The sequence below is a fragment of the Pengzhenrongella sicca genome, assembly GCF_017569225.1.
GTDB lineage: Bacteria > Actinomycetota > Actinomycetes > Actinomycetales > Cellulomonadaceae > Pengzhenrongella > Pengzhenrongella sicca.
On sequence record NZ_CP071868.1, the window covers coordinates 3,810,181 to 3,834,155 of the forward strand.

The 23,975-nt window shown below is 73.0% G+C and carries 19 protein-coding genes; 5 read left to right on the plus strand and 14 right to left on the minus strand.

The features are described 5' to 3' along the window. The first annotated feature begins 62 nt into the window (after positions 1–62). Positions 63–671, plus strand: a complete 609-nt coding sequence (locus J4E96_RS17410; RefSeq protein WP_227423306.1) for an arsenate reductase/protein-tyrosine-phosphatase family protein — start codon at positions 63–65, stop codon at positions 669–671. A gap of 14 nt (positions 672–685) precedes the next feature. Here J4E96_RS17410 and galE read toward each other — a convergent pair whose 3' ends face one another. Both galE and J4E96_RS17420 read right to left on the minus strand, forming a co-directional pair. Continuing rightward, on the minus strand, positions 686–1,678 hold the full coding sequence (gene galE / locus J4E96_RS17415) for a UDP-glucose 4-epimerase GalE (protein ID WP_227423307.1): 993 nt from the start codon (positions 1,676–1,678) through the stop codon (positions 686–688). A 278-nt stretch (positions 1,679–1,956) separates the two neighbouring features. Next, positions 1,957–5,271 carry a S8 family serine peptidase gene (locus tag J4E96_RS17420; RefSeq protein ID WP_227423308.1) on the minus strand — a complete coding sequence of 1,105 codons (3,315 nt, stop codon included), beginning with the start codon at positions 5,269–5,271 and terminating at the stop codon, positions 1,957–1,959. A 338-nt stretch (positions 5,272–5,609) separates the two neighbouring features. Here J4E96_RS17420 and J4E96_RS17425 point away from each other — a divergent pair, with 338 nt between their 5' ends. Together J4E96_RS17425 and J4E96_RS17430 are read left to right on the plus strand one after the other, a co-directional pair. Beyond that, positions 5,610–7,133 (plus strand): histidine kinase N-terminal 7TM domain-containing diguanylate cyclase, encoded by a 1,524-nt coding sequence (locus J4E96_RS17425; RefSeq protein ID WP_227423309.1) that lies wholly within the window; start codon positions 5,610–5,612, stop codon positions 7,131–7,133. A 98-nt stretch (positions 7,134–7,231) separates the two neighbouring features. Beyond that, complete coding sequence (locus tag J4E96_RS17430) at positions 7,232–8,425, plus strand: OmpA family protein (protein WP_227423310.1); 1,194 nt, start codon at positions 7,232–7,234, stop codon at positions 8,423–8,425. Positions 8,426–8,492: 67 nt separating this feature from the next. Here the strand turns inward: J4E96_RS17430 and J4E96_RS17435 are convergent, their stop codons facing one another. From J4E96_RS17435 to J4E96_RS17475, 9 genes are all read right to left on the minus strand, one after another. Next, a complete protein-coding gene (locus J4E96_RS17435) occupies positions 8,493–9,749 on the minus strand; it encodes a right-handed parallel beta-helix repeat-containing protein (protein ID WP_227423311.1) in 1,257 nt (418 codons plus the stop codon). Beyond that, positions 9,746–11,845: a right-handed parallel beta-helix repeat-containing protein gene (locus J4E96_RS17440; RefSeq protein ID WP_227423312.1), complete on the minus strand. Its 2,100-nt coding sequence runs from the start codon at positions 11,843–11,845 to the stop codon at positions 9,746–9,748. The genes J4E96_RS17435 and J4E96_RS17440 overlap by 4 nt, the downstream gene beginning before the upstream one ends. After that, complete coding sequence (locus tag J4E96_RS17445) at positions 11,842–13,224, minus strand: glycosyltransferase (RefSeq protein ID WP_227423313.1); 1,383 nt, start codon at positions 13,222–13,224, stop codon at positions 11,842–11,844. The genes J4E96_RS17440 and J4E96_RS17445 overlap by 4 nt, the downstream gene beginning before the upstream one ends. 219 nt (positions 13,225–13,443) lie before the next feature. Next, the gene (locus tag J4E96_RS17450) at positions 13,444–14,796 is read right to left on the minus strand and encodes a right-handed parallel beta-helix repeat-containing protein (RefSeq protein WP_227423314.1); all 1,353 of its coding nucleotides are present in this window, start codon (positions 14,794–14,796) and stop codon (positions 13,444–13,446) included. A gap of 101 nt (positions 14,797–14,897) precedes the next feature. Further along, complete coding sequence (locus J4E96_RS17455) at positions 14,898–15,524, minus strand: peptide deformylase (protein WP_227423315.1); 627 nt, start codon at positions 15,522–15,524, stop codon at positions 14,898–14,900. A 29-nt stretch (positions 15,525–15,553) separates the two neighbouring features. Further along, positions 15,554–16,906 (minus strand): phosphoglucosamine mutase, encoded by a 1,353-nt coding sequence (gene glmM / locus J4E96_RS17460; protein WP_227423316.1) that lies wholly within the window; start codon positions 16,904–16,906, stop codon positions 15,554–15,556. 148 nt (positions 16,907–17,054) lie between these two features. Next, a complete protein-coding gene (gene rpsI / locus J4E96_RS17465) occupies positions 17,055–17,543 on the minus strand; it encodes a 30S ribosomal protein S9 (protein ID WP_227423317.1) in 489 nt (162 codons plus the stop codon). Between the two features lie 53 nt (positions 17,544–17,596). Then, positions 17,597–18,040: a 50S ribosomal protein L13 gene (rplM, locus tag J4E96_RS17470; protein WP_227423318.1), complete on the minus strand. Its 444-nt coding sequence runs from the start codon at positions 18,038–18,040 to the stop codon at positions 17,597–17,599. A gap of 197 nt (positions 18,041–18,237) precedes the next feature. Then, positions 18,238–19,920, minus strand: a complete 1,683-nt coding sequence (locus tag J4E96_RS17475) for an ABC-F family ATP-binding cassette domain-containing protein (RefSeq protein WP_227423319.1) — start codon at positions 19,918–19,920, stop codon at positions 18,238–18,240. A gap of 165 nt (positions 19,921–20,085) precedes the next feature. Here J4E96_RS17475 and J4E96_RS17480 point away from each other — a divergent pair, with 165 nt between their 5' ends. Further along, on the plus strand, positions 20,086–20,496 hold the full coding sequence (locus J4E96_RS17480; RefSeq protein ID WP_227423320.1) for a DUF5709 domain-containing protein: 411 nt from the start codon (positions 20,086–20,088) through the stop codon (positions 20,494–20,496). A gap of 237 nt (positions 20,497–20,733) precedes the next feature. Here J4E96_RS17480 and J4E96_RS17485 read toward each other — a convergent pair whose 3' ends face one another. Next, entirely contained in the window at positions 20,734–21,537 is an 804-nt protein-coding gene (locus J4E96_RS17485; RefSeq protein ID WP_227425816.1) for a tRNA pseudouridine synthase A, read from the minus strand. A 180-nt stretch (positions 21,538–21,717) separates the two neighbouring features. On the opposite strand from J4E96_RS17485, the gene J4E96_RS17490 reads away from it, so the two are divergent. Next, positions 21,718–22,491: an ROK family protein gene (locus tag J4E96_RS17490; RefSeq protein ID WP_227423321.1), complete on the plus strand. Its 774-nt coding sequence runs from the start codon at positions 21,718–21,720 to the stop codon at positions 22,489–22,491. A 28-nt stretch (positions 22,492–22,519) separates the two neighbouring features. Here J4E96_RS17490 and J4E96_RS17495 read toward each other — a convergent pair whose 3' ends face one another. Together J4E96_RS17495 and rplQ are read right to left on the minus strand one after the other, a co-directional pair. Further along, on the minus strand, positions 22,520–23,230 hold the full coding sequence (locus tag J4E96_RS17495; RefSeq protein WP_227423322.1) for an alpha/beta fold hydrolase: 711 nt from the start codon (positions 23,228–23,230) through the stop codon (positions 22,520–22,522). 178 nt (positions 23,231–23,408) lie between these two features. Continuing rightward, entirely contained in the window at positions 23,409–23,939 is a 531-nt protein-coding gene (gene rplQ / locus J4E96_RS17500) for a 50S ribosomal protein L17 (RefSeq protein ID WP_227423323.1), read from the minus strand. Between the last annotated feature and the right edge of the window lie 36 nt (positions 23,940–23,975).

Genomic DNA, 23,975 nt, shown 5'->3' on the forward strand with positions numbered 1-23,975 from the left:
CGCCGTGCGGTGGCCGCGCGGCACACTGGCGAGGTACCACCGCCCCGACGCCAGGAGAACCCGTGCCGCTCGACCCGTCCGATCAGGCCGCGGCGGACCCGTTCGCCACGGCGCGGCCGTTCACCATCCTCGCGGTGTGCACGGGGAACATCTGCCGCTCGCCGGCAGTCGAGCGCCTCCTCGTCGCCGCGCTCGACCCGGACTCCGGGGTGCGGGTCACGAGCGCCGGGGTGCGCGCCGTCGTCGGCGCCCCGATGCCGGCGCCGATGGCCGCGCTGGTGCGGGCCGCCGGGGCCGACCCCGACGGGTTCGCGGCACGGCAGCTCACCGAGCCCATGCTGCGCGACGCCGACCTCGTCCTGGCGCTGACCAAGTGGCACCGGGCGCAGATCGTCTCGCTGTACCCGGGCGCGGTCCGGCGCACGTTCACGGTGCGGGAGCTGGCCCGCCTGGTCAGCTCCGTCGACCCGGCGTCGCTGCCCGACGCCGGCGCGGGCGCCCGGCTCGCGGCCCTCCTGCCGCTCGCGGCCGCCCAGCGCGGGGTGCGGCGCGTCGCCGCGGGGGACGACGACGTCGTCGACCCCTACGGGCGCAGCGACGAGACGTACCAGCGCTCGTTCGACGAGCTGGCGCCGGCCGTCGCCGAGATCGTGCGGGTCGTGCGCGGGTAGCTGGCGCGTACCGCCTACCCGCGGGCGGCGTGGAGCCGCGGGTGGTCGACCTGCCAGGCGGCCCAGGCACTCGCGAGGATCTCGGGCAGCGCGGCGCGCGCCCGCCAGCCCATGACCCGCGTGATGCGGTCGACCGACGCGACGACGCTCGCCGGGTCACCGGCGCGCCGCGGGCAGAGCTCGGGCTCGGCGTCCCAGTCGGTCACGCGGGCCAGCTCACGGGTGACCTCGAGCACCGACGAGCCGGTGCCGGTGCCCACGTTGAAGACGTCGAACTCGCGCACGGGCCGGGTCAGGTAGTCGAGGGACGCGATGTGCGCGCGCGCCAGGTCGAGGACGTGCACGAAGTCGCGCACGCAGCTGCCGTCGGGCGTCGGGTAGTCCGCGCCGAACACCTTCGGCCGCTGCCCCCGCTCCCGGCTCTGCAGGAGCATGGTGACGAGGTTGAGCACGAGCGGGTCGCCGAGCTCCGGCCAGCCGGCCCCCGCGACGTTGAAGTACCGCAGCGATGCGGCCCGCAGGCCCCACGCCCGCGCGGCGTCGCGCACGAACCACTCGCCGGCGAGCTTCGTCTCGCCGTAGGGGTTCACCGGCGCGAGCAGCGCATCCTCGGTCACCTCGGCCGCGCTGGTGTTGCCGTACACGGCGGCGGAGGAGGAGTACACGAGTCGGTCCACCTCGGCGGCCTGCATCGCCTGGAGCACGGTCGCGAGCCCGCCGAGGTTCTGCTGGACGTACCACGCGGGCCGGCGCACCGACTCGTCGACGCGCTTCTTCGCCGCGAGGTGCACCACGGAGGTGACCGCGTGGGCGGCCAGGATCGCGGCGAGCGGTCCGGCCGAGCCCGGCTCGGAGAGGTCGAGGCGCTCGTGCGGGACGTTCGGGATGCGGCTGGCGCTGCCGGTCGAGAGATCGTCGACGACGACGACGCGGCGGCCGGCGTCGTTGAGTAGCCGCACGATATGGGCGCCGATGTACCCGGCGCCGCCTGTGATCAGCACAGTCATGCCGCGACTCTATGGCCGGGGGGTGGGGCTAGGGGCGGGTTTGAGGGCTGCAGCTGGGTGCGGATTCTCTAGCGGATCGTCCGCCGCCCGCCTGCTGGCTCGCCTGAACCCGCCCCACCCAACGACACCGCCCCGCCCACCCGGCGCCCGGCCGGCCGAAGCCATGAGCACGGCGAAGCGGGTGGCCGGGGTCGGAGCCATCGCTCCCACCCGACCACCCGCCAGCCACTGACCCGCCGACTACTCGCCCGCGAGCCGATCGCCCGCGAGCGCCCGGCCTAGGGGATCTTCTTGACCGTGATCTGATCCTGCTCGACCGTCACCCCCGGCACGCCGCTGGCCACCATCTCCGTCCGCACCAGAGCGATGCCCTGCCAGGCCGCCCGCGCCTTGAAGGTGTAGCTCGCGACGTCACCCGGGACGGGATCGGTCGAGGTGATGACGAGGTCCGTCGTCGGCAGCACGGCCTGGACCGCGCCATCCCCGACGCCGTTCTCCGCGCCGACCAGGAATGCCTGCCCGGCCGGATCCGCCGGCAGGTTGGCGGGGTCGTACGCGAAGCTGACGTCCTGGGCCGGCGTGGGGTCGCCCGTCGCGCCCAGCCAGACCTCGAACACCCGCTGGCTCGTCGTCCCGAACACGTTGAGCCGGAACTCGACGACGACCCACCTGTTGACGCCGTCCGTCAGCACGCCGGCGAACACACCCGGCGCGCCGGTGCCGTCGAGGTCGGTCCAGAACGGCGCGAGCAGGTCGTTCGGCCGGGCCGGGTCCGGCCCGTTGGGCAGGTTGCAGCACTCGAGATCCTCGGAGGTGGCGCCCCCCGCGACGAGGTAGCCGTTGGACGTCACCCCGATCGAGCTGTACGACCGCCCGTTGTACGCGAACGCCGGGACGTCGAGGTTGACGACCTCCTCGTCGCCCACGGCGATCGGCGCGATGCCGAACGCGTCGAGCGGCAGGTACCCGGCCGGCGAAGCACCCGAGGCGACTGACGGGACACCCGGCTGCGAGCCAGCGAGGGTCACGTCGTGCAGCTCGACCTTGTGCGGGTTCGCGACGGTGGCCCCCGTCGCGCCGGTCACCAGGAGGCTGCGGGTGGTCGTGGTGTCGAGGCTGACCACCTGGTCGTCCGCCGAGTTGTTGACGGCCTCGACCGTGCAGGTGGTGGTCGTGTTGGAGGGGTTCTTCTTGGTCCACAACCGCAGCTGCGTCGGCGTGCAGGTCTGCTCGAGCGAGACGTCACCCTGCGTGTGGATGAACGCGACCGGCAGGTGCAGCGCGCCGCCGTGGCGCGGCGTGATCACGACCGAGCCGAACTGCTGCGCGCCGATCGGCGCGACCGACCCGATCGTGATGGTGATCGTCGCCGACTCGCCCGGCTTGATCTCGAGCGCCTTCGGGGTCACGGTGATCCGCGACTCCGCGGGGGTGTCCGCGCTCGTGGTTGCCCGCACCGTCCGCTTGCCTGTGTTCACGACCGTGCGCGTCGTGGTCAGCCGTCCGGGCATCACCGGCGCGTTGATCGACGGCAGGTTCAGGTGCACGGCGTTGACCGGGTCGTCGCCGAGGGCGAAGTACCGGTCCGCGGTCTCGTCGAACGTCAGGACCGCGCCGATCGAGTTGCCGACGTCGATGCGGCCCGCGCCCATGTCGAACGGGTCCGCCGGCGTGACGGTGTCCTCCTTCAGCACGTCGGTGATCGACGTCGTCATCAGGGCGGACTTGATCTGCCCCGGCGTCCACGTCGGGTGCACGGCCTTGATCAGGACGGCGGCGCCCGCCACCTGCGGCGACGACATCGAGGTGCCGGCGATCGCCTGGAAGTACTCCCCGGGCGGTCCCGAGACCACGGACTCGGAGACCGGGGTGTCGCCGGCGAGGATCTGGACGCCGGGGGCCGTCACGTCCGGCTTGATGAACAGCCCGGCCGGGCCGCGGGACGAGAACGCCGCCATCACGTCGCCCTGACCCTCGCGCGGCTCACCCGCTGGGAAGGACCCGGTGACCCCGGACTTCGCGCCCATGAAGGTGAGGAAGTCGGCGCCGTCGGCGAGATGCACGACGGGCAGCCAGTGGCTGTCCGTCTCCGTGTCCGCGAGCGTCGGGTTGTAGAGCACCATGGCCGCCGCGCCGCCCTGCAGCACGTTGTAGCCCTTCTCCACGCGCCCGTTGCCCCCGCGCTCGCACGCCACGATCATGCCCGTCAACGTTCCCGGTGGGGCCGGGACGTCGCACAGCGGGGAGCTGTACGGAGCGGCCGAGGCGAGCACGACCGGCAGCTCCTCGATGCCCGAGGTGAGGGACGCGCCGTCGAACGTCGCGACCGTGCCGTCCTCCGCCGTCAGCGTGAGCGTCGTGGCGAACTCGCGCGTCTGGCTCGAGGCGCCGACCGAGATGACCCACGGCGAGAGGTGGTTCGCGGTCGCGGCGCCGGGCCCGTCGTTGCCGGCCGACGTCGAGACCGTGATCCCCGCGGCGTACGCGTCGAGGAACGCGAGCTCCACCGGGTCGGTGAACGGCGACGTGCCGCCCGAGATCGAGAAGTTGATGACGTCGACGCCGTCGATGATCGCCTGGCCGACGGCGGCCGCCGAGTCGGACGAGAAGCAGCCGCCCATCCCGCAGACCTTGTACTCCATGACCCACGCGCCGGGGGCGATTCCGTGGATCGGGGCGAGCGCCGTGCCGAGCGCCGAGACCTCCTCGACGATGTTGCCAGCGGAAGTGGTCGACGTGTGCGTGCCGTGGCCGTCGGAGTCACGCGCGGTGTGGAACATCTCGGCGTCGGCGCGCTCGGGCGAGGACAGGTACGTGTCGAGGAACGCGGCGCCCCCGACCAGCTTGTTGGTGCAGACGAACGGGTCGTCCTCGGGCGTCAGCGGGTTGTCCCCGAAGTCGCACTCGCGGGCCGGGCCCGGCGGCGGCTTGAGGTTGCCCTGGTCGGCGAGCGACGGGTGCTCGGGCCACACGCCGGAGTCGAGGTTGCCGTAGAGCACGCCCTCCCCCGCGTTCGCGGTGCCGCCGAGCTCGTAGTACGCCGGCCCGGCGTTGATGAACTCCGGGCTCGAGTCGGTCGTCAGCTGGTGGAGCGAGTCCTTCTGGACGGCCGTGACGCCGTCGAGCGCGAGGACGGCCTCGACCGAGTCGGCCGGGATCGTCGCCGCGACGCCGCCGTAAACGGTGCGCAGGGACTCGCCGACCACGGCGGTCGGCACGGCCGCCGTGAGCTCGGAGACCACCTCCGCCTCGTTGGTCTCCTGGAAGTCGGTGTAGGCCTCCTCGGCGGCGGAGTCGCCGGTCAGGGGCTCGCCGGTGACGGACGGGCTGGTCGCGGCCAGCCCCGCGACGTCGCCGGTGTACGAGGCAGCGGCGTCGTGGTCGAGCTTGATGACGACGCCGACCGGCTCGGAGTCCGTGCGGGCCAGCAGCTCGGGGTCGGTCTGCGCGAGCCGGCTGGAGGGCGACTTCGGCGCCGTGAGGCGCTCGCCCGGCGTCAGCGGCTCGGCGGTGAATCCGCCCGAGGGCGAAGGGCTCGGATCCGGGGGCTCGACGGCGGCCGCTGGGAGTGCGAGCGCCGCGGCCAGGATCACCCCCAGCACACCTGTTGAAACGGTTCGGGACGGCGACCGACCAGGCATGCAAGCCTCCGAGCTGATCCAGCGCGAGTGATCCCGGCGCGGCTGCCCGGGTCTGAGTGATGGCTGTGGGTGAGGGAAGTCACGTCAGTGAAGCACCGTTGTGACCCCCGCTTCAAGGGCTGGAGACCAGGCATGTCGTCCCCTTTGTGCGAGGACTCGCGCCTGTGGGCGCGCTGTGCGTCGCGCCCGCGAGCGCGGCGAACTCTCATCGGCTGCCGCGACCGGTCGATAGGTCACCCACGTGGCTGGTCGCCGTTCGCCACCGAGTCCGCTCTCCGAGGAGGGTCGCCGTGCACGAGCTCGTCCACGTCGTCTCCCTCCTCGCCGCGGGAGTCGCGGCGTGCTGCGGCGCCCTGGTGTGGCGGCGTCGGCGCTCGTCACCGCTGGCAACATCGCTCGCACTGATGATGTTCGGCGGCGCGTCCTGGGCGCTGGCCGCCGGCCTGGCCGGGCTCGCCACGACGGGGACCGCGCGTCTCGCGCTCAACTACGCCGTGTACCCGGGCGTCGCGCTGAGCGTCGCTGCCCTGTTCTGGTACTTCCTCGTCCTCGCCGGGTACGGCCGGCTGCTGACCCGGCGCACCGTCGCGCTGCTGTCGATCCAGCCCGCCATCCTGATCCTGGTCATCGTCACCGACCCCTGGCATCACCTGTTCTACGCCCGCGCCGGCCTCGACGCCGCCGGGACGTTCACCATCGTGACCGGGCCGCTCTACTGGGTCCACGTCGCGTACAGCTACCCCCTGCTGCTGATCGGGCTCGCCGCGCTGGTCGGCGCGATGCGACGCGCCGTCGCCGGCCACCGGCGCGTGTACGCCGAGGTCCTCGCCGGCTCGCTGCTGCCGCTCGTCGGCAACGCGGTGACCATCGCCGTGAGCCCGGGCGCCCCGTCGGTCGACCTCACGCCGGTCCTGTTCCTCGCGACCGCCGCCTGGTGGCTGCGCATCGAGGGACGCGGAACGCCGCAGCGGCTCGTTCCGATCGCCGCCCGGCAGGTGATCGGCGCGCTCGACGACTCGATCCTGGTGCTCGACCCCGACGGCCGGCTCGTCGACGCGAACCCAGCCGGCCGGGCGTTCGTCGGGCGGGTGTCGGCGCAGCACCGGCTCGCTACGCCCATCGGCGCGCACTGGAACGACGTCGTCGGCCCGGAGATCGCGACCCTCGTGGCTCGGGTCGCGCTGCAGACCTTCCCGCTGCCAGACGGATCCGTCGTCGAGGTCCGCGCGAACGAGATCACAGGCGACGACGGCACCAACCTCGGCAGGGTGATCCTCATCCGCGACGTCACGGAGGTCGAGCGGCTGCGCAGCGAGCTCGTCATCCAGGCCTCGCACGACCCGCTGACCGGACTGCACAACCGCCGCCACTTCGACCTCAGCCTCGCCGAGGCGATGCGCCTGGCGACCGCAGACGCCGACCCGCTCAGCGTCGTGATGATTGACGTCGACCGGTTCAAGACCGTCAACGACTCGCGTGGCCACGCCGTCGGCGATCGCGTGCTGGTCGACGTCGCGCACACCCTCGCCCGGGACACCCGCGTGGACGACCTCGTCGTCCGGTACGGCGGCGACGAGTTCATGATCCTGCTGCCGCGCACGACCGAGGCGGTCGCGGCCGAGCGCGCCGCCGCGTGGCGGCTGGCCTGCGCAGCCCTGAGCTTCACGAGCGTCGGGGAACCGTTCGGCGTCACGATCAGCGCGGGCGTCGCCCAGATGCCGGCCGGCGCCACCCCGGACGAGTTCCTGCACCGAGCCGACAAGGCCCTCTACCAGGCGAAGTCGGCGGGCCGAGACGCGGTAGCGGTCGCGTAGCCGCCCGCACGAATCGGCCGAAAGTACGCATTTCCCGCGCGAATTCGGCCCAAACGTCGGGCGGCACCCCTACGCTGGCAGCCGGCGGAGGGGGCTTCATGCGGCGAGCGGTTGGGCTGGTGGTGCTCGTCGCGCTCGCGGCGGTCGGGTGCACCGCGGGTTCCGGTGGCAGCGAGCCGACAGAATCGCTCGGCGTCGCCTACCTCGTGGAGTCCGACCCGAGCGCTGACGCGAGCGCCGCCGCCGACGTCGCCGCCCAGGCCGCGTTCGAGCGGGACCTGCGCCAGCTGTTGACGCTGCCGCCGATCCCCTCGTTCACCATCCCGACCCAGGCGCTCTCGAGCGCCGAGAACCAGCGGATCTCGGCCGAGCTCGAGCTCGAACCGGGGCTGTACCAGGGCATCGCCGTCCTCGACGCGCGCTGCACCGACGCGGGCGACGCCGCGCCCGCCGATGGGGCCGCGGGGGCCGCCGGCGCGGCCGGGTCGACCGGCGCCGCCCAGCACTTCGACGACGGGACCGTCGACGTCACGATCGGCGCCGACGGAACGGGCACCTACGACGCGCCCGACCTGCACGTCGCGGTGCTCGCCGGCGGCGGGGGCGTCTACGACGACGGCACCACCCGCGTGTCGGTCGCCGCCGACGGCTCGGGCACCTACTCGAGCGGCGAGCGCCGCTTCACGGTCCGGGCGGACCGCTCGGGTTCCTACTCGGACGCCGACACCCGGATCTGGTTCGACGACAGCGGCGCCGGCGGCTACGAGGACGCAGACATGCGGCTGTCGTTCACCGCCGCCGGGTCGATGTTCGGCGACGGCGAGCCCGCGGCCGTCGCGGCGGTGCAGGCCGTGCTCGCCGATCGCCTGCCGCTGTTTCCCCCCGTGCCGAGCCTGAAGCCGATCGAGCCGACCGGGACCGTCTGCGGCACCGTGATCCGGCTCGACGCCAACGTGCTGTTCGAGTTCGACCGCGCGGAGGTCCAACCCGACGGCCAGGCCTACCTGCAGCGCGTCGCGACCCTGCTCGCGGCGGTCGGCTCCCCCCGCGCCCAGATCAACGGGTACACCGACCAGGTCGGCGACGAGGAGTACAACGTCGACCTGTCGACGCGGCGCGCCGACGCCGTCCGGGACCTGCTGGTCGGGTTCGGGCTGAGCCCCGACTCGCTGTCGACCGCCGGCCTGGGCGAGACCCGACCGCTGCGGCCCGAGACGCACCCGGACGGCACCGACGACCCGGCCGCGCGCCAGCTCAACCGCCGCGTCGAGATCGTGCTGCCGAACTCCTGAGACCGGCGCGGCAGCCCGGGGCTTCGCGCGGCGACCCGGGGGCCCCGCGCGGCGCCTCCCGAACCCGTCAGCCGCAGCTCTCGTTCGACAGCCCGCCCACCCCGCCCAGCAGCCGGTTGGAGCACTGCACGACGTTCTCGTTCGCGGGCCGCAACGCCACCAGGAAGCCGTCCGGGTCGTCGCCCAGCGAGCCGGTGTTCTCGGCGAACACGTTGCCCGTGCCCCAGCCGTCGGACACGTCGTGGGTCTGGAACCCGTCCAGCACCGTGGCGCGGCCGACGTTGCCGGTGATCGCCCAGTCGTTGCCCTTGACGTCCACCCACGAGTCGGCCTCGACCAGCCCCGAGCCGTCGAACTGGTTGCCCTGCACGAGCCCGCCGGTCGTGCCCTCCTTGACGTCGATCGCCTCGCTCGTGGTGGCGTAGACGAGGTTCCCGATCACGCGGTTGTGGTCGCTGAGGTCCGGTTCGCAGTCCGAGACGTCGCACCAGTTGCTGTGCGCAGTGCCGATGTAGACGCCCTCGCCGAACTTCGGCTTACGCCGCCCCGTGTCGCTGATCGTGTTCCCCTCGACGAGGGTGTCCGTGCTGCCTCCGCGCAAGTGGATCGCCTCGTCCCCGATCCCGTAGACGGTCAGCCCGCTCAGGACGGATCCGGTCGTGCCGTCGGCCATGACCCCCTTCTGGGCGTTGCGGACCGTGAACCCCTGCAGCACCCAGAACTGCGCGCCGTCCAGGTGCAGCGCGTAGCCCTTCTCCTGGTTCCCGCCGTCGATCACCGCGTCGGCCGGCCCACACAGGCGCGCGGGGCGCTCGGGCGAGCCGGAGGCCGTGGCGACGAAGTTGCCGGTGTACACGCCCGCCGCGAGCCCGATCACGGTGCCGGGCCCGGCACCGTCGAGGGCGGCCTGCAGTTCGGCCGCGTCGCCGACCCGCACGGTCGGCGCCGGGCAGGGCGCCGTCGTCGGGGTCGGGGCCGACATCCAGTCCGGGATGGCCGACGGCGCGTCGAGGCTCGCGAGGTCGCCGTCGTCGTCGTCGCCGTCGTCGTCGTCGTCGTCGTCGTCGTCCGGTGGATTGTCGGTCGCATCGTCGGTCGTGCCGTTCGTTGGCGCCAGCGGGGCTCCGGCCGTCATGTCGGTCACCTCCGGCTCCGGTCCCAGCGTGGCCTCCTTCGTCGCCGGCCCGGTCGCGTCGGACGTGCCGGTGCAGCCGGCGGAGACGACCAGCCCGGCCGCGACCAGCGCGGCCGTGGCCAGCAGCCGACGACGCCGCCGGCCCGCCCTGCCCGTCACGGCGCCGTCGGTCGCGGCGCCAGCCGTCACGGCGCCACCCGCCCGTCGCGATCGGCGGCGTGCCGCGGCGGTCCGACAAGCACGCCGCCACCTCCGCCGCCACTGCCATTGCCACTGCCGCCGCCGGCGGCCACGCTGAGATCCAGCTCCCGCACCCGCACGACCTCGACCGGCGCCGCCACGATCTCACCCATTGTCCGCTGCGCGAGGTACGGGTGGAGGCGATCCGAGCGGCGCCGCGAGCCCTTCACCGCGGTGCCGACGACGAGCAGCGCCAGCAGGATCCACATCACGGTCAGCGGCTGGAGCCCGTTGCGCACCATCGTCCAGAACGGCTTGGTGCTCTCCCACCCGTCGCTGTCGTTGCCCTCGACGACCGCGCCGTCGCTGCGCTTGCGATCGATGACGCTCGGCCCGCGGCCGGACAGGGTGTTCTCGGTGACCGACGTCGCCGGCACGAGCCCAACCAAGGTGATCGCGTGGCTCGTGAGCGCCGACAGGGTGTTGCGCTCGATCACGGCCGACGAGTCGCGCAGGTAGACCCCGTCCGGCCCGCCCGTGACGACGTTGCCCGAGGCCGTCGACTCCGTGACGCCGTCACGGATCGCGATGCCGTGCACGGCGTTCGCCTCGAGCTGGTTGCCGACGAGCGTGACCTCCCGCGCGCCGTCGCGCACGACGATCCCCATCGAGTTGCGGTTCACGTCGTTGCCGTTGACGTTGATGTTCCGCCCGCCGACGATCTCGATGCCGTACCGGAGGTTGTCGTTCGCGACGCTGTTGGCGATCGTGTTGTTGCCGTAGTCGCCGACCGGCATGCCCGTGGCGTTCGGCCCGTCGGCGAGCGGTTCGCCCCGCACGACGATCCCGGAGCCGCCGTTGTCGAGGCTCTGCACCTCGCTCAGCATGATCCCCGTGGTGGCCCGGGCCAGGATGATGCCGTCGCCCGCGTTGCCCCGCGACACCGTCTGGGCGACGGAGGCGTTGACCACGAACCGGTGCATCACGAGGCCGTCGATGAGGGAGTCCTCGATCGTCGAGGTCGCGATGTTGATGCCGTTCGCGCTCGAGACGAACAGCCCGAACGCGTTGCGCGAGAACACCGTGTCCGCGATCTTCGCGGACACGTAGCTGTACTCCGGGTCCTCCAGGTCGGCCTCAGGCACCGGCAGCACCCCCGCCGGGAGCAGGGCATCGATCCCGCCCGCAGTCGCTGTCGCCTCGGCCGCCTTCGCTTCGGCCGCGGCCGCGCGGCGCCGGTCGGCGGCGGTCCCCGTGGTGTCGGGCACCTCCCCCGCCGCTCCGGCGGCCGCCCCGTCCACCGCCGTGTCCGCCGCCGAGTCCTTCGTGTCCACCGCGTCCTTGAGCTCACGGCCGAACTTGTCCAGCACGCCCGCGCTCGGCAGGTCCGAGCCCGTCAGGGCGACGCCGCCGGTGCGCCCGCTCCAGAAGCCGAGGTCGCTGAACGTGACCCCGGCCAGGTCGACCCGGCCGCCGACGGAGCGCACGTACGCGCGCCCGTCGTCGGTCTTGAGGTCGGGCGCGCCGGCGTCGCGGTCCCAGCTCGTGACGGTCACGGGGGCCGCGCTGGTCCCGCGCAGGTTGAGCTCCCCACCGAGGTTGACGATGGAGACGAACCGGGCCGCGTCGCTGGCCATCCGGATCTCCAACGGCCCCGCGGAGCCCAGGTCGAGCACCGCGCCGGGCTGGATCACGATGTTCTCGGACAGCAGGTACGCGCCGTCGAGGTCGCGGACGAAGGTCTGCGGCGCGAGTGCGAGCAACTCGGCGACGCCGTAGGGCGCGTCGCGCTTGGTGAGCACGAGCGTGTACGTCGAGCCGGTGCTGAGCCGGTACGAGCCGTCGACGTCGAGCCCGCGCCAGCGGATCATGCTGGCGACCGTGCGCACCTGGGACAGGCGCTCCTCCTCGTCGGCCACGAGGGACGGCTCCGTGCGCGGATTCCCGGGGTACTCGGTCGCCACGCCCGAGCCCTCCGGGTCGGCCAGGTCCAGGTCCGACGCCTGCGCCGGACCGGCGCCCGCGACGGCCGCCGCCACGAGCGACGCGCCCACGAGTGCCGCAGCGGCCAGCCCGCGCGCCGGCCGGACCCGCCGCGCACTCACGCCTTCACCTCCCAGACGCTCTGGGGCGTGACGACCGGCGCGTGGACGACCGGCGCGTGGACGACCGGCGCGTGGACGACCGGCGCATGGACAACGGGCGCGTTGACGACGGACGCGTTGACGACGGACGCCGACCCCTGCCCGTCCCCGCCGACCTGGTCGGCGTGCCGGGTGAGCCAGCCCTGCTTGTTCATCGTCGCGAAGGCGTACAGCTTGATCGGCAGCGCGATCATGATGACCACGAGCGTCAGCAACGGCAGCAGCAGCAGGTCGCGCGGGTGCCGGCGCAGGTGCGAGAAGCCGCGGACCCCGCGGCCCAGCAGCACCCAGGCGAGCGCGAGCACGATGCTCAGGGCGTTGGGCTCGATGCGGGCGAAGAACAGGTAGCCGATCGTGATGCCCATGGTCACGGGCGTGAGCAGGATCTGCAGCACCGTGATCTTCGTGACGAACGGGACCCGCCAGAGCCAGCCCTTGGCCACGGCGGTCAGGTAGCAGCGGTAGGAGTTGCGGCTCCACCGGATCCGCTGCTTGACGAAGGCCCGGAACGAGTCGGGGAACATCGACAGGGCCTTGGCGCTCGACTGGTGCACCGTCTTGTAACCCGAGGAGAGCACGAGCCAGGTCAGCCGCCCGTCGTCGCCGGCGATGCACCGGCGGCCGAGGAAGAACTCGTCCTCGAGGTGGACCAGGACGGGCACCACGACCGAGCGCCGGTACACGGCCGTGCGGCCGGAGACGCAGGCGACCGCGCCGGCCGCGCCCATCGCGGGGACGTAGTCGTAGTAGCGCAGGTCCACCAGCCAGTCGGCGATTCGCCGCCACACGCTCGTGCCGCGCTCGTACACGTTCTGCTGCGTACTCACCGCGCCCACGTCCGGGTCGACGAACGGCATCTGCACGGCCTCGAGCAGGCCCGGCGTCCACGAGGTGTCGGAGTCGACGAGCACGAGCAGCTCGCTCGTGGCCAGGCGCATCCCGACGCCGAGCGCGGACCGCTTGCCGGCGTGCTTGAACATCACCGCGGTCACCCGCGGGTCGCCGCGCAGCGCGATCCGATCGCGGGCCTCGGTGTCGGCCACGTCGAGCACGATGATGACCTCGGTCGGGTCGTGGCTCAACCACGAGTCGAGGCAGCGCAGCAGGATGTCGGGGTCCTCATGGAACGACGGCACCACGACCGAGGTCGTGGTCCGGAAGTCGTTGACCACCGCCCGCGCGCGCCGGGAGAGGATCACCCGGTACAGCCACAGGCCCCACACGACGAGCCCGGCCACGGCCAGCGGGAACGCGTCTCGAAGCTGGCCGACGTCGAGGTTGCCGACGTACAGGTCGGCGAGGGGAAAGTCGAAGCGAGGCTCAGGCGTCGAGAGGTCCACGAGGCAAGCCTTCCGGGGGGTGTGACCGGCACCAGCGGGCGCTTGGTTTCGTCTGGAAATCTACTGCGCGAGCCCCGGCCACGCGCCCCCCATTGTGACTAATTAATGCTTATGCCCCGTTTTTCACCCGTTTAGTGTGGTTGAGTACGATTCTGTTTGGAACCAATGCACGAATTCTTTCGGCGCCGTTCATCTCGAACGATTGCCATTCACCTGCGGTCAACCGCACGCCACGTTCGCTCGACCGAGCCCGGCTGCGGTCACGGTGTTGTCGCACCGCACGACGTTGCCGGTCGAGCTCGCGTTGTGGATGCGGAACCCGTACCCGGCCGAGTTCACGGTCGCCGTGTTGGCGGTGAAGGTGTTCCCCCGGCCCCACCCCGTCGCCACCACGTGCGTCTGGAAGCCGTCGAGCAGCGCGGTCGTGCCGACGTTCGCCGAGATCGTCCAGCCGTTGCCCTTGACGTCGACCCAGGAGTCGGCGCTGTTGAGACCGGCCATGCCGGCGCCGTTGAACGTGTTGCGGGTCAGCACGCCGCCGGTGGTGCCCTCCTTGATGTCGACGCTCTCCGCGCCCGTCGCCCAGATAGCGTTCCCGCTGATGACGTTGCGGTCGCTGGCGTCCGGCGCACCGCCCGAGTAGGTGCCCCAGTTGGACACCGCCGACCCGATGTAGATGCCCTCGCCGTACTGCGGCTTCGAGACCCCGACGTCGTGCACCTGGGAGCCGCGGACGACGTTGTCGCTGGAGAACGCACGCAGGTGGATACCCTCTGCCCCGATCTGCGCGACCTCGACGCCGTCGACGACGGCGTGGTCGGTCTCGTCGAGCACGATGCCCTTGCTGGCGTTGCGCACCGTGAACCCCGCGAGGGTCCAGTGGTCGGCGCCGACCAGGTGGAGCCCGTAGTGCTCGCTCAGCCCGGCCCCGTCGAGGACGGCCGCGCGGGCGCCGCGCAGCGTGCAGGGGGCGGCCGCGGTGCAGCCCCGCGCGATCGTGAACTGTTGCTTGGCGGTGTAGACGCCGTTCGCGAGCACGATCGTCCGGCCGGGTGTGGCCGCGGCGAGGGCCGCCGTCAGCTCGGCGCCGGTGCGGACCGTCACGGTCGAGCCCGCCCCGGGCGTCGGACTCGGGCTGGGCGTCGGGCTCGGCGTCGGACTCGGGCTGGGCGTCGGGCTCGGTGTCGGACTCGGGCTAGGGCTCGGCGTCGGGCTCGGCGTCGTCGTCCCGCCGACCGTGAACTGCGCGGCCAGCCGACCCTGCTCGCCCTCGGAGTCGTAGAGGCGGACGTCGACCTCGTGCGCGCCGGCGCCGGCCTGCATCGGCCACGAGAACGGCAGCGTGAGGTCGATGCCGAGGTACTCGCCGTCCAGCCGGAACTTCGCCTTGACCGTGTTGCCGAGGTCGGGGGCCGTCACCGTGAACGTCGCCGGGACGACGGCGCCGGCCAGGGTTTTCCCGCCGGACCCGAGGCCCGGCGGCTCGGCCGCGGCCGCCGCGGTGGCGCAGAGCAGGACGAGGGCCGCCGCCGTGCCGGCGGCGAACCAGGGGGTGTGCCGTCTCGTAGTCATACTGAGCACGTTCGGCAGCATGTGCACGCTTGTGAGGATTGTGCTTGTCTGCACACGCGCGGCGCGCTCGTCGACACCCCGCGGCGCGTGGCGGCGCCGGCTCAGGCGAGGTCGAAGCCCAGCACACGCGCGGCGGTCAGCGGCGTCGGCTCGGCGCCGAACGACGCGCCGATCCCCTCGTCCGCGGCGAGCGAGCGCAGCTCGGCGCGGTCGATGTACAGCGTGCCGCCGAGGTGGTCGGTCTCGTGCTGGACGATGCGCGCCGGCCACCCGGTCACGATCTCGTCGAGCGGCTCGCCCGAGCCGTCCTGCCCCGTGAGCCGGACGCTGCGGTGCCGCGCCACGACGGCCTGCCAGCCCGGCAGGCTCAGGCAGCCCTCGTAGAACGAGGCCCGCTCCGGCGCGGCCGGCTCGTACCGCGGGTTGACGAGCACGCGGAACGCGAGCGGAGCGCGGTCGCGCACCGCGGCGAGCTCGGGGTCGAGGCCGCCCGGGTCCTCGATGACCGCCAGGGCGAGCGGGATCCCGATCTGGGGCGCCGCCAGGCCGACGCCCGGCGCAGCCCGCATCGTGCGGCGCATGAGCTCGATCAGGTCGGCGAGCGTCGCGGGCGCGAGCTGGCCCGTGTACGGCGCGGCCACGCCGCGCAGCACGGGGTGCCCCGCCGCCACGATCGGCGCCGGGTCGGGTCCGGCCAGGATCCGCTCGACGTACTCCTGCAGGCTCATCGCCACCGCTGCGCGCCCCGCCGGCCGGGCTAGAGCGCGAGCCGGTCGCGCACGACCGTCGCGAGCTCGCCCGCGATGCGCTCGGCCTGATCGTGGCTCGCGGCCTCGACCATGACCCGGACCAGCGCCTCGGTGCCGGACGACCGCAGCAGGACGCGGCCGCTGTCCCCGAGCTCGGCCTCGACCTTCGCGACCGCCTCGAGCAGCCCCTCGTCCGTACGGGACCGGGCCTTGTCGACGCCGGGCACGTTGATGAGCACCTGCGGGAGCCGGTTGACGATGCTCGCGAGCTCGGACAGCTTCTGCCCCGTCGCGGCGACCCGCTCCGCGAGGTGCAGCGCGGTGAGGGTGCCGTCGCCCGTCGTCGAGTGCGCGCCCATGATGACGTGGCCGGACTGCTCGCCGCCGAGCGTGAACCCGCCGAGCCGCATCTGCTCGAGCACGTACCGGTCGCCGACGCCGGTCTCGAGCATCCGGATCCCCGCGGCGTTCATCGCGAGCTTGAGCCCGAGGTTGCTCATGACGGTCGCGACGAGCGTGTCCTTGGCCAGGCCCCCGGCGTCGCGCAGCGCGATCGCGAGGATGCCCATGATCTGGTCGCCGTCCACGAGCGTGCCCGTGTGGTCGACGGCGAGGCAGCGGTCGGCGTCGCCGTCGAACGCGACGCCCAGGTCCGAGCCGGACGCGACCACGACAGCCTGCAGCTGCTCCGGGTGGGTCGAGCCGCACTTCTCGTTGATGTTGCGACCGTCGGGCGAGGCGTTGATGACGACGACGTCCGCTCCGGCGGCGCGCAGGGCCGCGGGGCCGACGGCGCTCGCGGCGCCGTTGGCGCAGTCGACCGCGATGCGCAGGCCGTCGAGCGAGGTGCCGATCGTGCCCACGAGGTGCTCGACGTACTCCTCCCCCGCGTGCCCGGTGTCCAACGTGATACGGCCGACGTTCGGGCCGAGCGGGCGGTCCCAGACCTCGCCGAGGTGCGCCTCGATCTGGTCCTCGATCGCGTCGTCGAGCTTGAGCCCGCCACGCGTGAAGAACTTGATGCCGTTGTCGGGCATCGGGTTGTGCGACGCGGAGAGCACGACGCCGATGTCGGCTCCCAGCTGCCCCGTCAGGTAGGCGATCGCGGGGGTCGGGAGCACGCCCACGTTCAGGACGTCGACGCCGGCGCTCGCCAGGCCCGCGGCCGTCGCGGCGGAGAGGAACTCTCCCGAGGAGCGGGGGTCGCGGCCGATCACGGCGCGGGGGCGGCTGGCGCCTTCGAAGATCCCGACCGAGCCCAGCACGTGGGCGGCGGCGACGGCGAGGTCGAGCGCGAGCTCTGCGGTGAGGTCACGATTGGCGAGGCCACGCACCCCGTCAGTTCCGAACAGGCGTCCCATCAGGTTTCTCCTTCATCGGTCAGGGCGTGCAACCGCGGCCGGGGAAGTCCGGCGCCGGGCGGGCTGAGCACACCAATGGCCCCGACGGGACGTCCATCGGGGCCATCGGCCACTGCAACTGACCTCGTGGATCAGCGTGAGTGCGTGATCAGCGCTTCGAGTACTGAGGCGCCTTGCGGGCCTTCTTGAGCCCGGCCTTCTTGCGCTCGACGACGCGTGCGTCGCGAGTGAGGAAGCCGGCCTTCTTCAGGGCCGCGCGGTTGTGCTCCTCGTCGATCAGGTTGAGGGCGCGGGCGATCGCCAGGCGCAGGGCGCCGGCCTGACCGGAGACACCGCCGCCGGTGATCTTGGCGACCATGTCGAAGCGACCCTCGACGTCCACGAGCTTCAGCGGCGAGTTGACGAGCTGCTGGTGCACCTTGTTCGGGAAGTACGCCTCGAGCGTGCGCCCGTTGACCTTCCACGTGCCGGTGCCGGGCACCAAGCGCACGCGGGCGATCGCCTCCTTGCGACGGCCGAGGGCCGAGCCGGGTGCGGTCAGGCTCTGGCCGCGCCCCGCCGGGGCGGTGGTCTCAGAGGTGTAGGTGCTGGGCGTGTCGTCGCCCGCAACGTCGATGTCGACGGTGGTCTCGGCCACTGGTGGTGTCCTCGCGTCCTTGTGTGATGTGTCTGCTCGCAGCGGGCCGAGGCCTACTGCGCAACCTGGGTGATAACGAATGCTTCCGGCTGCTGCGCACTGTGGGGGTGCACCGAGCCGGTGTAGACCTTGAGCTTGCTCATCTGGGTGCGCGACAGCGAGTTCTTGGGGAGCATGCCGCGAACGGCCTTCTCCACCGCTCGCTCGGGGCGCGTCGCCAGGAGGTCGCCGTAGTTGATCGAGCTGAGACCGCCCGGGAAACCGGAGTGCCGGTAGGCCAGCTTGGTCTCGCGCTTGTTGCCGGTCAGGGCAACCTTGTCGGCATTGATGACGATGACGAAGTCACCGTTGTCGATGTGCGGAGCGAAAGTCGCCTTGTGCTTTCCGCGCAGCAGCGTGGCCACGTGGGTTGCCAGACGGCCCAGGACGACATCGGTCGCGTCGATGACATACCAGACGCGCTCGACGTCTCCGGGCTTCGGGGTGTACGTGCGCACGGTCGTAGCCTTCGTTTCGATAGCTGAATGTGTTCACTCCTGGCTCACCCGCTGTTGGCGGCTGGCCGTGGAATGCTCGCCCGCGCATCACCCGTCTGCGGTTCCGGAATGTCAACACCGGCCCGCTGGGGACGCACAACGACACACCAGAGTAGCCGCACGCCCCGGGGCGGTCAAAACGGGGTCGGAACACCCCCTCAGCGCGCGCGCTGCACGCGCCCCGCGTCCCACACGGCCGTCGGGGTCTCGACGACCTCGCCGTCGGCCCCGAACACGAGGAACCGGTCGAAGCCACGGGCGAACCACCGATCGTGGGTGACCGCGACGACGGTGCCCTCGAACGCCTCGAGGCCGACCTCGAGCGCCTCGGCCGAGTGCAGGTCGAGGTTGTCCGTGGGCTCGTCCAGCAGTAGCAGCGTCGCGCCGGACAGCTCGAGCAGCAGGATCTGGAACCGCGCCTGCTGGCCGCCCGAGAGTGTGTCGAACGCCTGCTCGGCGGCCGCGACCAGCTCGTACCGGTCCAGCGCCTTGCTCGCGGGCTCGCGCCCCATCCCGGACCGGTGCGCGTCGCCGCGGTGCAGGATCTCGAGCAGGGTGCGCCCGGCGAGCTCGGCGTGCAGGTGGTTCTGTGCGAACCAACCGGGCCGCACGCGCGAGCCGAGCACCACCCGGCCGCGGTGCACCACGGGGACGATCTCGGCGTCGTGCACGGGGGCGTGCTCGGTGTCGGGGTCGGAGCCGCCGGCCGCGAGCAGGCGCAGGAAGTGCGACTTGCCGGACCCGTTCGAGCCGAGCACGGCGATTCGCTCGCCGAACCAGACCTCGAGGTCGAACGGCTTCATCAGCCCGGTGAGCTCGAGCCCGGTCGCCACGACGGCGCGCTTGGCGGTGCGGCCGCCCTTGAGGCGGACCTTGACGTTCTGCTCGCGCGCCATCACCTGCGGCGGGCCGGCCTCCTCGAACTTGCGCAGTCGCGTCTGCGCCGCGGCGTACCGGGAGGCGAGGCCGTCGTTGAACATGGCCTTGTTCTTGAGGTTGAACACGAGCAGCTTGAGCTTGGCGTGCTCCTCGTCCCAGCGCCGCAGCAGCTCGTCCGAGCGCGCGCGGCGGTCCTCGCGCGCCTGCGCGTAGGTCGCGAAACCGCCGCCGTGCACCCAGATGGTCGAGCCGGCCGGCGTCGGCTCGACGCTCGCGACCTGGGTCGCGGTGCGCGCGAGCAGCTCGCGGTCGTGGCTGACGTACAACACGGTCTTCGCCGACGCCGCGAGCTTGGCCTCGAGCCAGCGCTTGGTCGGCACGTCGAGGTAGTTGTCGGGCTCGTCGAGCAGCAGCACCTCCTCGGGCCCGCGCAGCAGGGACTCGAGCACGAGCCGCTTCTGCTCGCCGCCCGAGAGCGTGCGGACCTCGCGCCACTGCGCCTTCTCGAACGGGATGGACAGCACGGCGTCGGTCACGTGGTCCCAGCCGGTCTCGGCGTCGTACCCCCCGACGTCGGCCCAGTCGACCAGCGCACTGGCGTACCGCATCTGGGCGGGCTCGTCGTCGACCGCCATGATCTGCTCCTCGGCGGCCGCGAGCTCCACGGCGGCGTCGCGGATCGCGGCCGGCGCGAACGACGCCAGCAGCTCGCGGATGGACCGCTCGTCGGAAATGCGGCCGACGAACTGGCGCATCACCGCGAGCCCGCCGCTCGTGACGACCGCGCCCGAGTGCGGCTCGATGTCCCCCGCCACGATGCGCAGCAGGGTCGTCTTGCCGGCCCCGTTGGGCCCGACCAGGGCGACCTTGGCGCCGTCGGCGACCCGGAGGTCCACCTCGTCGAGAAGGGGCCTGCCGTCGGGCAGGAAGAAGCTGACGGAGCTGATATCGACGTGTCCCACGGGGTCAGTCTGCCTGGGGCGGGCGCGGGGGTGCGAACGGTTTTGCGCCCGGGGGTCGGCGCTGGGGCCAGGAGTGCGGCGGGGCCTGTGGCGCGTAGGCCCTCGCGGCGGGGCCTGTGGCGCGTGGGCCCTCGGGGTGGGACGGTGGGGTATGAGCGTGCACCGATGAGCAACGACACTCCCGGCACCAGCCCAGACCCGGAGACCGGGGCCGAGGGCGACAGCGACCAGCTGTCGGCCGAGGACACCCTGCTCGACCGCGGCGTCGACGACCTGCTCGACGAGGGCTACTCCCCGCCCGACCGGCCGCGGACGAACCGGTTCGGCGAGACCGCGTGGGAGGAGGCGCACGGCGAGAGCCTCGAGCAGCGGCTGAACGAGGAGGAACCCGAGTCCTGGGACGCCCCCGAGCGCGGCGCGCGCCAGCCGGACCGCGCCGGGCGCCTCGTCGCCGACGACGACGCCCTCGACGGTCACCGCCCGAACGACTCGTTCGCAGCGGACGTCGGCCTCGCCGGCGGCGCGGCGAGCGCGGAAGAGGCCGCGATGCGCATCATCCGGGAGCCCCGCAGCTGACGCCCCCGCCCCCTGACCGACGTTTGGGCCGAATCTGCTCACTTTCCGAACAGATTCGGCCCAAACGCGGTCGATGAGGTTCCTCCGCGCGCCTGCTTCGGCCCGTCCGCGCGGAAGGGCGGCAGACCGAGCGCGAAAGGCGCTGACGAGCGCCTGCAGCTGACCCTGCCCGAGGTGTGGTCCGGATCTGCGCGCTTCTCGCACGGATTCGGACCACAACTCGTCGGCGCGGCGGCGTCAGCCGGCGGTGCGCGGCGGGGTGCGGTGGTTGCGGGTCTCCGCCGCGCGGAGCGCCAGCTCGGCGTCGCTCGGGTAGCTGACTTCCTCAAGCGTCAGGCCGCACGCCGGGACGACCCCGATCGACGCGTCCCGGAACCGAGCGGCGAGCAGCTCGCCGGGCCACTGCGGCGGACGCCGGCCCTCCCCCACGGCCATCGACGCGCCGACGAGCGCGCGCACCATGTGGTGGCAGAACGCGTCCGCCTGCACCGTCGCCACGACGAGCCCGGCGTCCGGGCCGCTGGCCGGGCGCACCCAGTCGAACAGCTCGAGGGTGCGGATCGTCGACGCCCCCGGACGCGGCTTGCAGAACGCCGCGAAGTCCTGCAGGCCGACGACGTCGAGCGCCGCCGCGTGCATCGCCGCCACGTCGAGCCGGCGCGGGTGCCAGAGCACGCTCGCGCGCCGCAGCGGGTCGCGCAGGGTCGGGTGGTCGGCGATCCGGTAGGCGTACCTGCGCCGCAGCGCGCCGAACCGGGCATCGAATCCGGGCGGCGCGGGCTCCGCGCGGTGCACGACGAGGTCGGGCGGCAGCATCCCGCCCAGGCGCGAGACGAGCGAGACCCCCGGCGTGCGGGCGGACTGGCCGCTGAGCGCCGCCCAGGCCCCCTCGTCCACGTCCACGTGCGCCACCTGGCCGCGCGCGTGCACGCCCGCGTCGGTCCGCCCGGCGACGGTCAGCCGCGGCGGCGCGGGCGTGCGCAGCACGACCCCGAGCGCCTCGCCCAGCAGGCCCTCGACCGTGCGGAGCAGGGGTTGCATCGCCCAGCCCGCGAAGGCGGTGCCGTCGTAGGAGAGGTCGAGACGGATCCGCAGCACGCGCCCAACCTAACGTCCTCCCGGCCCGCGGCCTCGCGCCCGGCGGGCCGCACCGCGCCGGCCGCGGGCCGCGCTGCACCCGCCCGGCGGGCCGCACGCGCAACCGGCGGTAGCGTCGCCTGCGTGTCCGAGACCCCGCACGCCCCCCTGCACACCCTCGCCGTCGACTGCGGCGGGGGTGGGATCAAGGCGTCGGTGCTCGACGCCGCGGGCACGCTGCGCGCCCCGGCGGTACGCGTGCCGACGCCGTACCCGCTCCCGCCCGAGCGCCTGATCGAGACCCTGCAGGAGATCGCCGCGTCCCTGCCGCCCGCGCAGCGCGTGACCGTCGGGATGCCGGGGATGCTGCGGCACGGCGTCGTCGTCACGACGCCGCACTACGTGACGCGGTCGGGCCCGCACAGCCGGGTGCTGCCCGAGCTCGTCGAGGCGTGGGCTGACTTCGACATGGAGGCGGCCGTGAGCACCGCGCTCGGCATGCCGTCGCTCGTGCTCAACGACGCGGAGGTGCACGGGGCCGGCGTCGTCGCGGGGTCCGGCGTCGAGCTCGTGCTGACGCTCGGCACCGGGCTGGGCTCGGCGCTGTTCGACGGCGGCACGCTCGCCCCGCACCTCGAGCTCTCGGCCGCGCCGGTCCGGTGGGGCACGACGTACGACGACTACATCGGCCAGCTCGAGCGCGCCCGGCTCGGCGACGGGCGCTGGTCGCGCCGCGTGCGCCGGGTCGTGGACAGCCTCCGGCCCGTGTTCTGGTGGGACCGCTTGTACCTCGGCGGCGGAAACTCGCGCCAGATCACGCCGATCGTGCTCGCCCGGCTGGGCGACGACGTCGTCGTCGTGCCGAACTCCGCGGGCATCGTCGGTGGGGTACGTGCCTGGAGCCTGCGCGGGCGCTGACCGAGCGCGACGCCGTCGACCTCCGGCGCTAGCGGTCCAGCTGGGCCAGCGCCGCGAGCACGACCCGGCCGAACGCGACCGGCGCGTCGAGCGCGACGAGGTGCTTGGCCCCGCGCACCACGACGAGGCGGCCGTCGCGGCAGGCGGCGAGGTACCGGCGCTCCTGCGTGCGGAAGTGGTCGAACCGGCCGTTGACGATCCACACCGGCGCCTGCACGCGGGCGAGGTCCGCGAGCGTCGTGGCGGCGGCCATCTCGCGCAGCACGTCGTCCATCACGTCGAGCGCGAAGCCTCCCGCCGCCAGGTCGGCGGCGCCCGCCGCGGGCACCGTCCGGTCGACCAGGAACTGGTTCAGCCCGGCCCCCGCGTCCGGCAGCCGGGAGATCGCCCGCGCGGCGAGGGCCCAGGCCTCGACGACCGCCGGCGTCGGCCGCGTCGAGCACCCGGCCGCGACGAGCCCGGCGACCTGCCCCGGGTACCGCGCCGCGTGCGCGATCGCGACGTATCCACCCAGTGACAGGCCGACGACGAGCGCGCGACCGCCGACGACGTCGACCGCGCGGGCGAGGTCATCGACCGCGCCCGCGAGCGTGAACGGCTCACCGCGCCGGTCGCCGTGCCCGGGCAGGTCGATCGCGACGGCGCGGTAGCCGGCGCGCCCCACGATCGAGCCCTGCGCGCGCCACATCGTGCGCGACGCCCGGATCCCGTGCACGAACACGACCGGCAGGTCTGCCATGCGCCGACCCTAGATCCTGACCGCGGGCCGCACGCGGCGAGTGGCTGTCGAACGCCCGAGCGGCCCCCGAACGCACGAACGCCCGGGCGCCGACGTCCCTCGTGGGGGCGACGGCGCTCGGGCGCTGGTCGTGCGGTGCTGCGGTCGTGCGGTGCTGCGGTCGAGCGGTCGAGCTCGGTCAGGCCTTGTCGTCCTGGACCGGGGTGGCCTCGTCGGCCGGGGTCTCGACGGCGACGTCGTCGGCCGGGGCCTCGACGGGCTCGGCAACGGGCGCCTTCGTGGCCGCCTTCTTCGGGGCCGCCTTCTTGGTGGCCTTCTCGGCCTCCTTGACGGTGGCCTGCTTCGGGCTGAGCGACTCGAGCACGAGCTCGATCACGGCCATCGGCGCGTTGTCTCCCTTGCGGGGGCCGATCTTGGTGATGCGCGTGTAGCCGCCCTGACGCTCGGCCATCGCCGGCGCGATCTCGGTGAAGAGCACGTGCACGACGGTCTTGGTCTTGACGACCGTCATGACCCGGCGCCGCGACTGGAGGTCGCCGCGCTTCGCGAACGTGATCAGGCGCTCGGCCAGCGGGCGAAGGCGCTTGGCCTTGGCCTCGGTGGTCGTGATGCGCTTGTGCTCGAACAGGCTCGTCGCAAGGTTGGCCAGGATCAGCCGCTCGTGCGCCGGGCCGCCACCGAGCCGGGGACCCTTAGTGGGCGTAGGCATGGTTGTAACTCCTCAGTTCCAGTGATGAACGAGCGA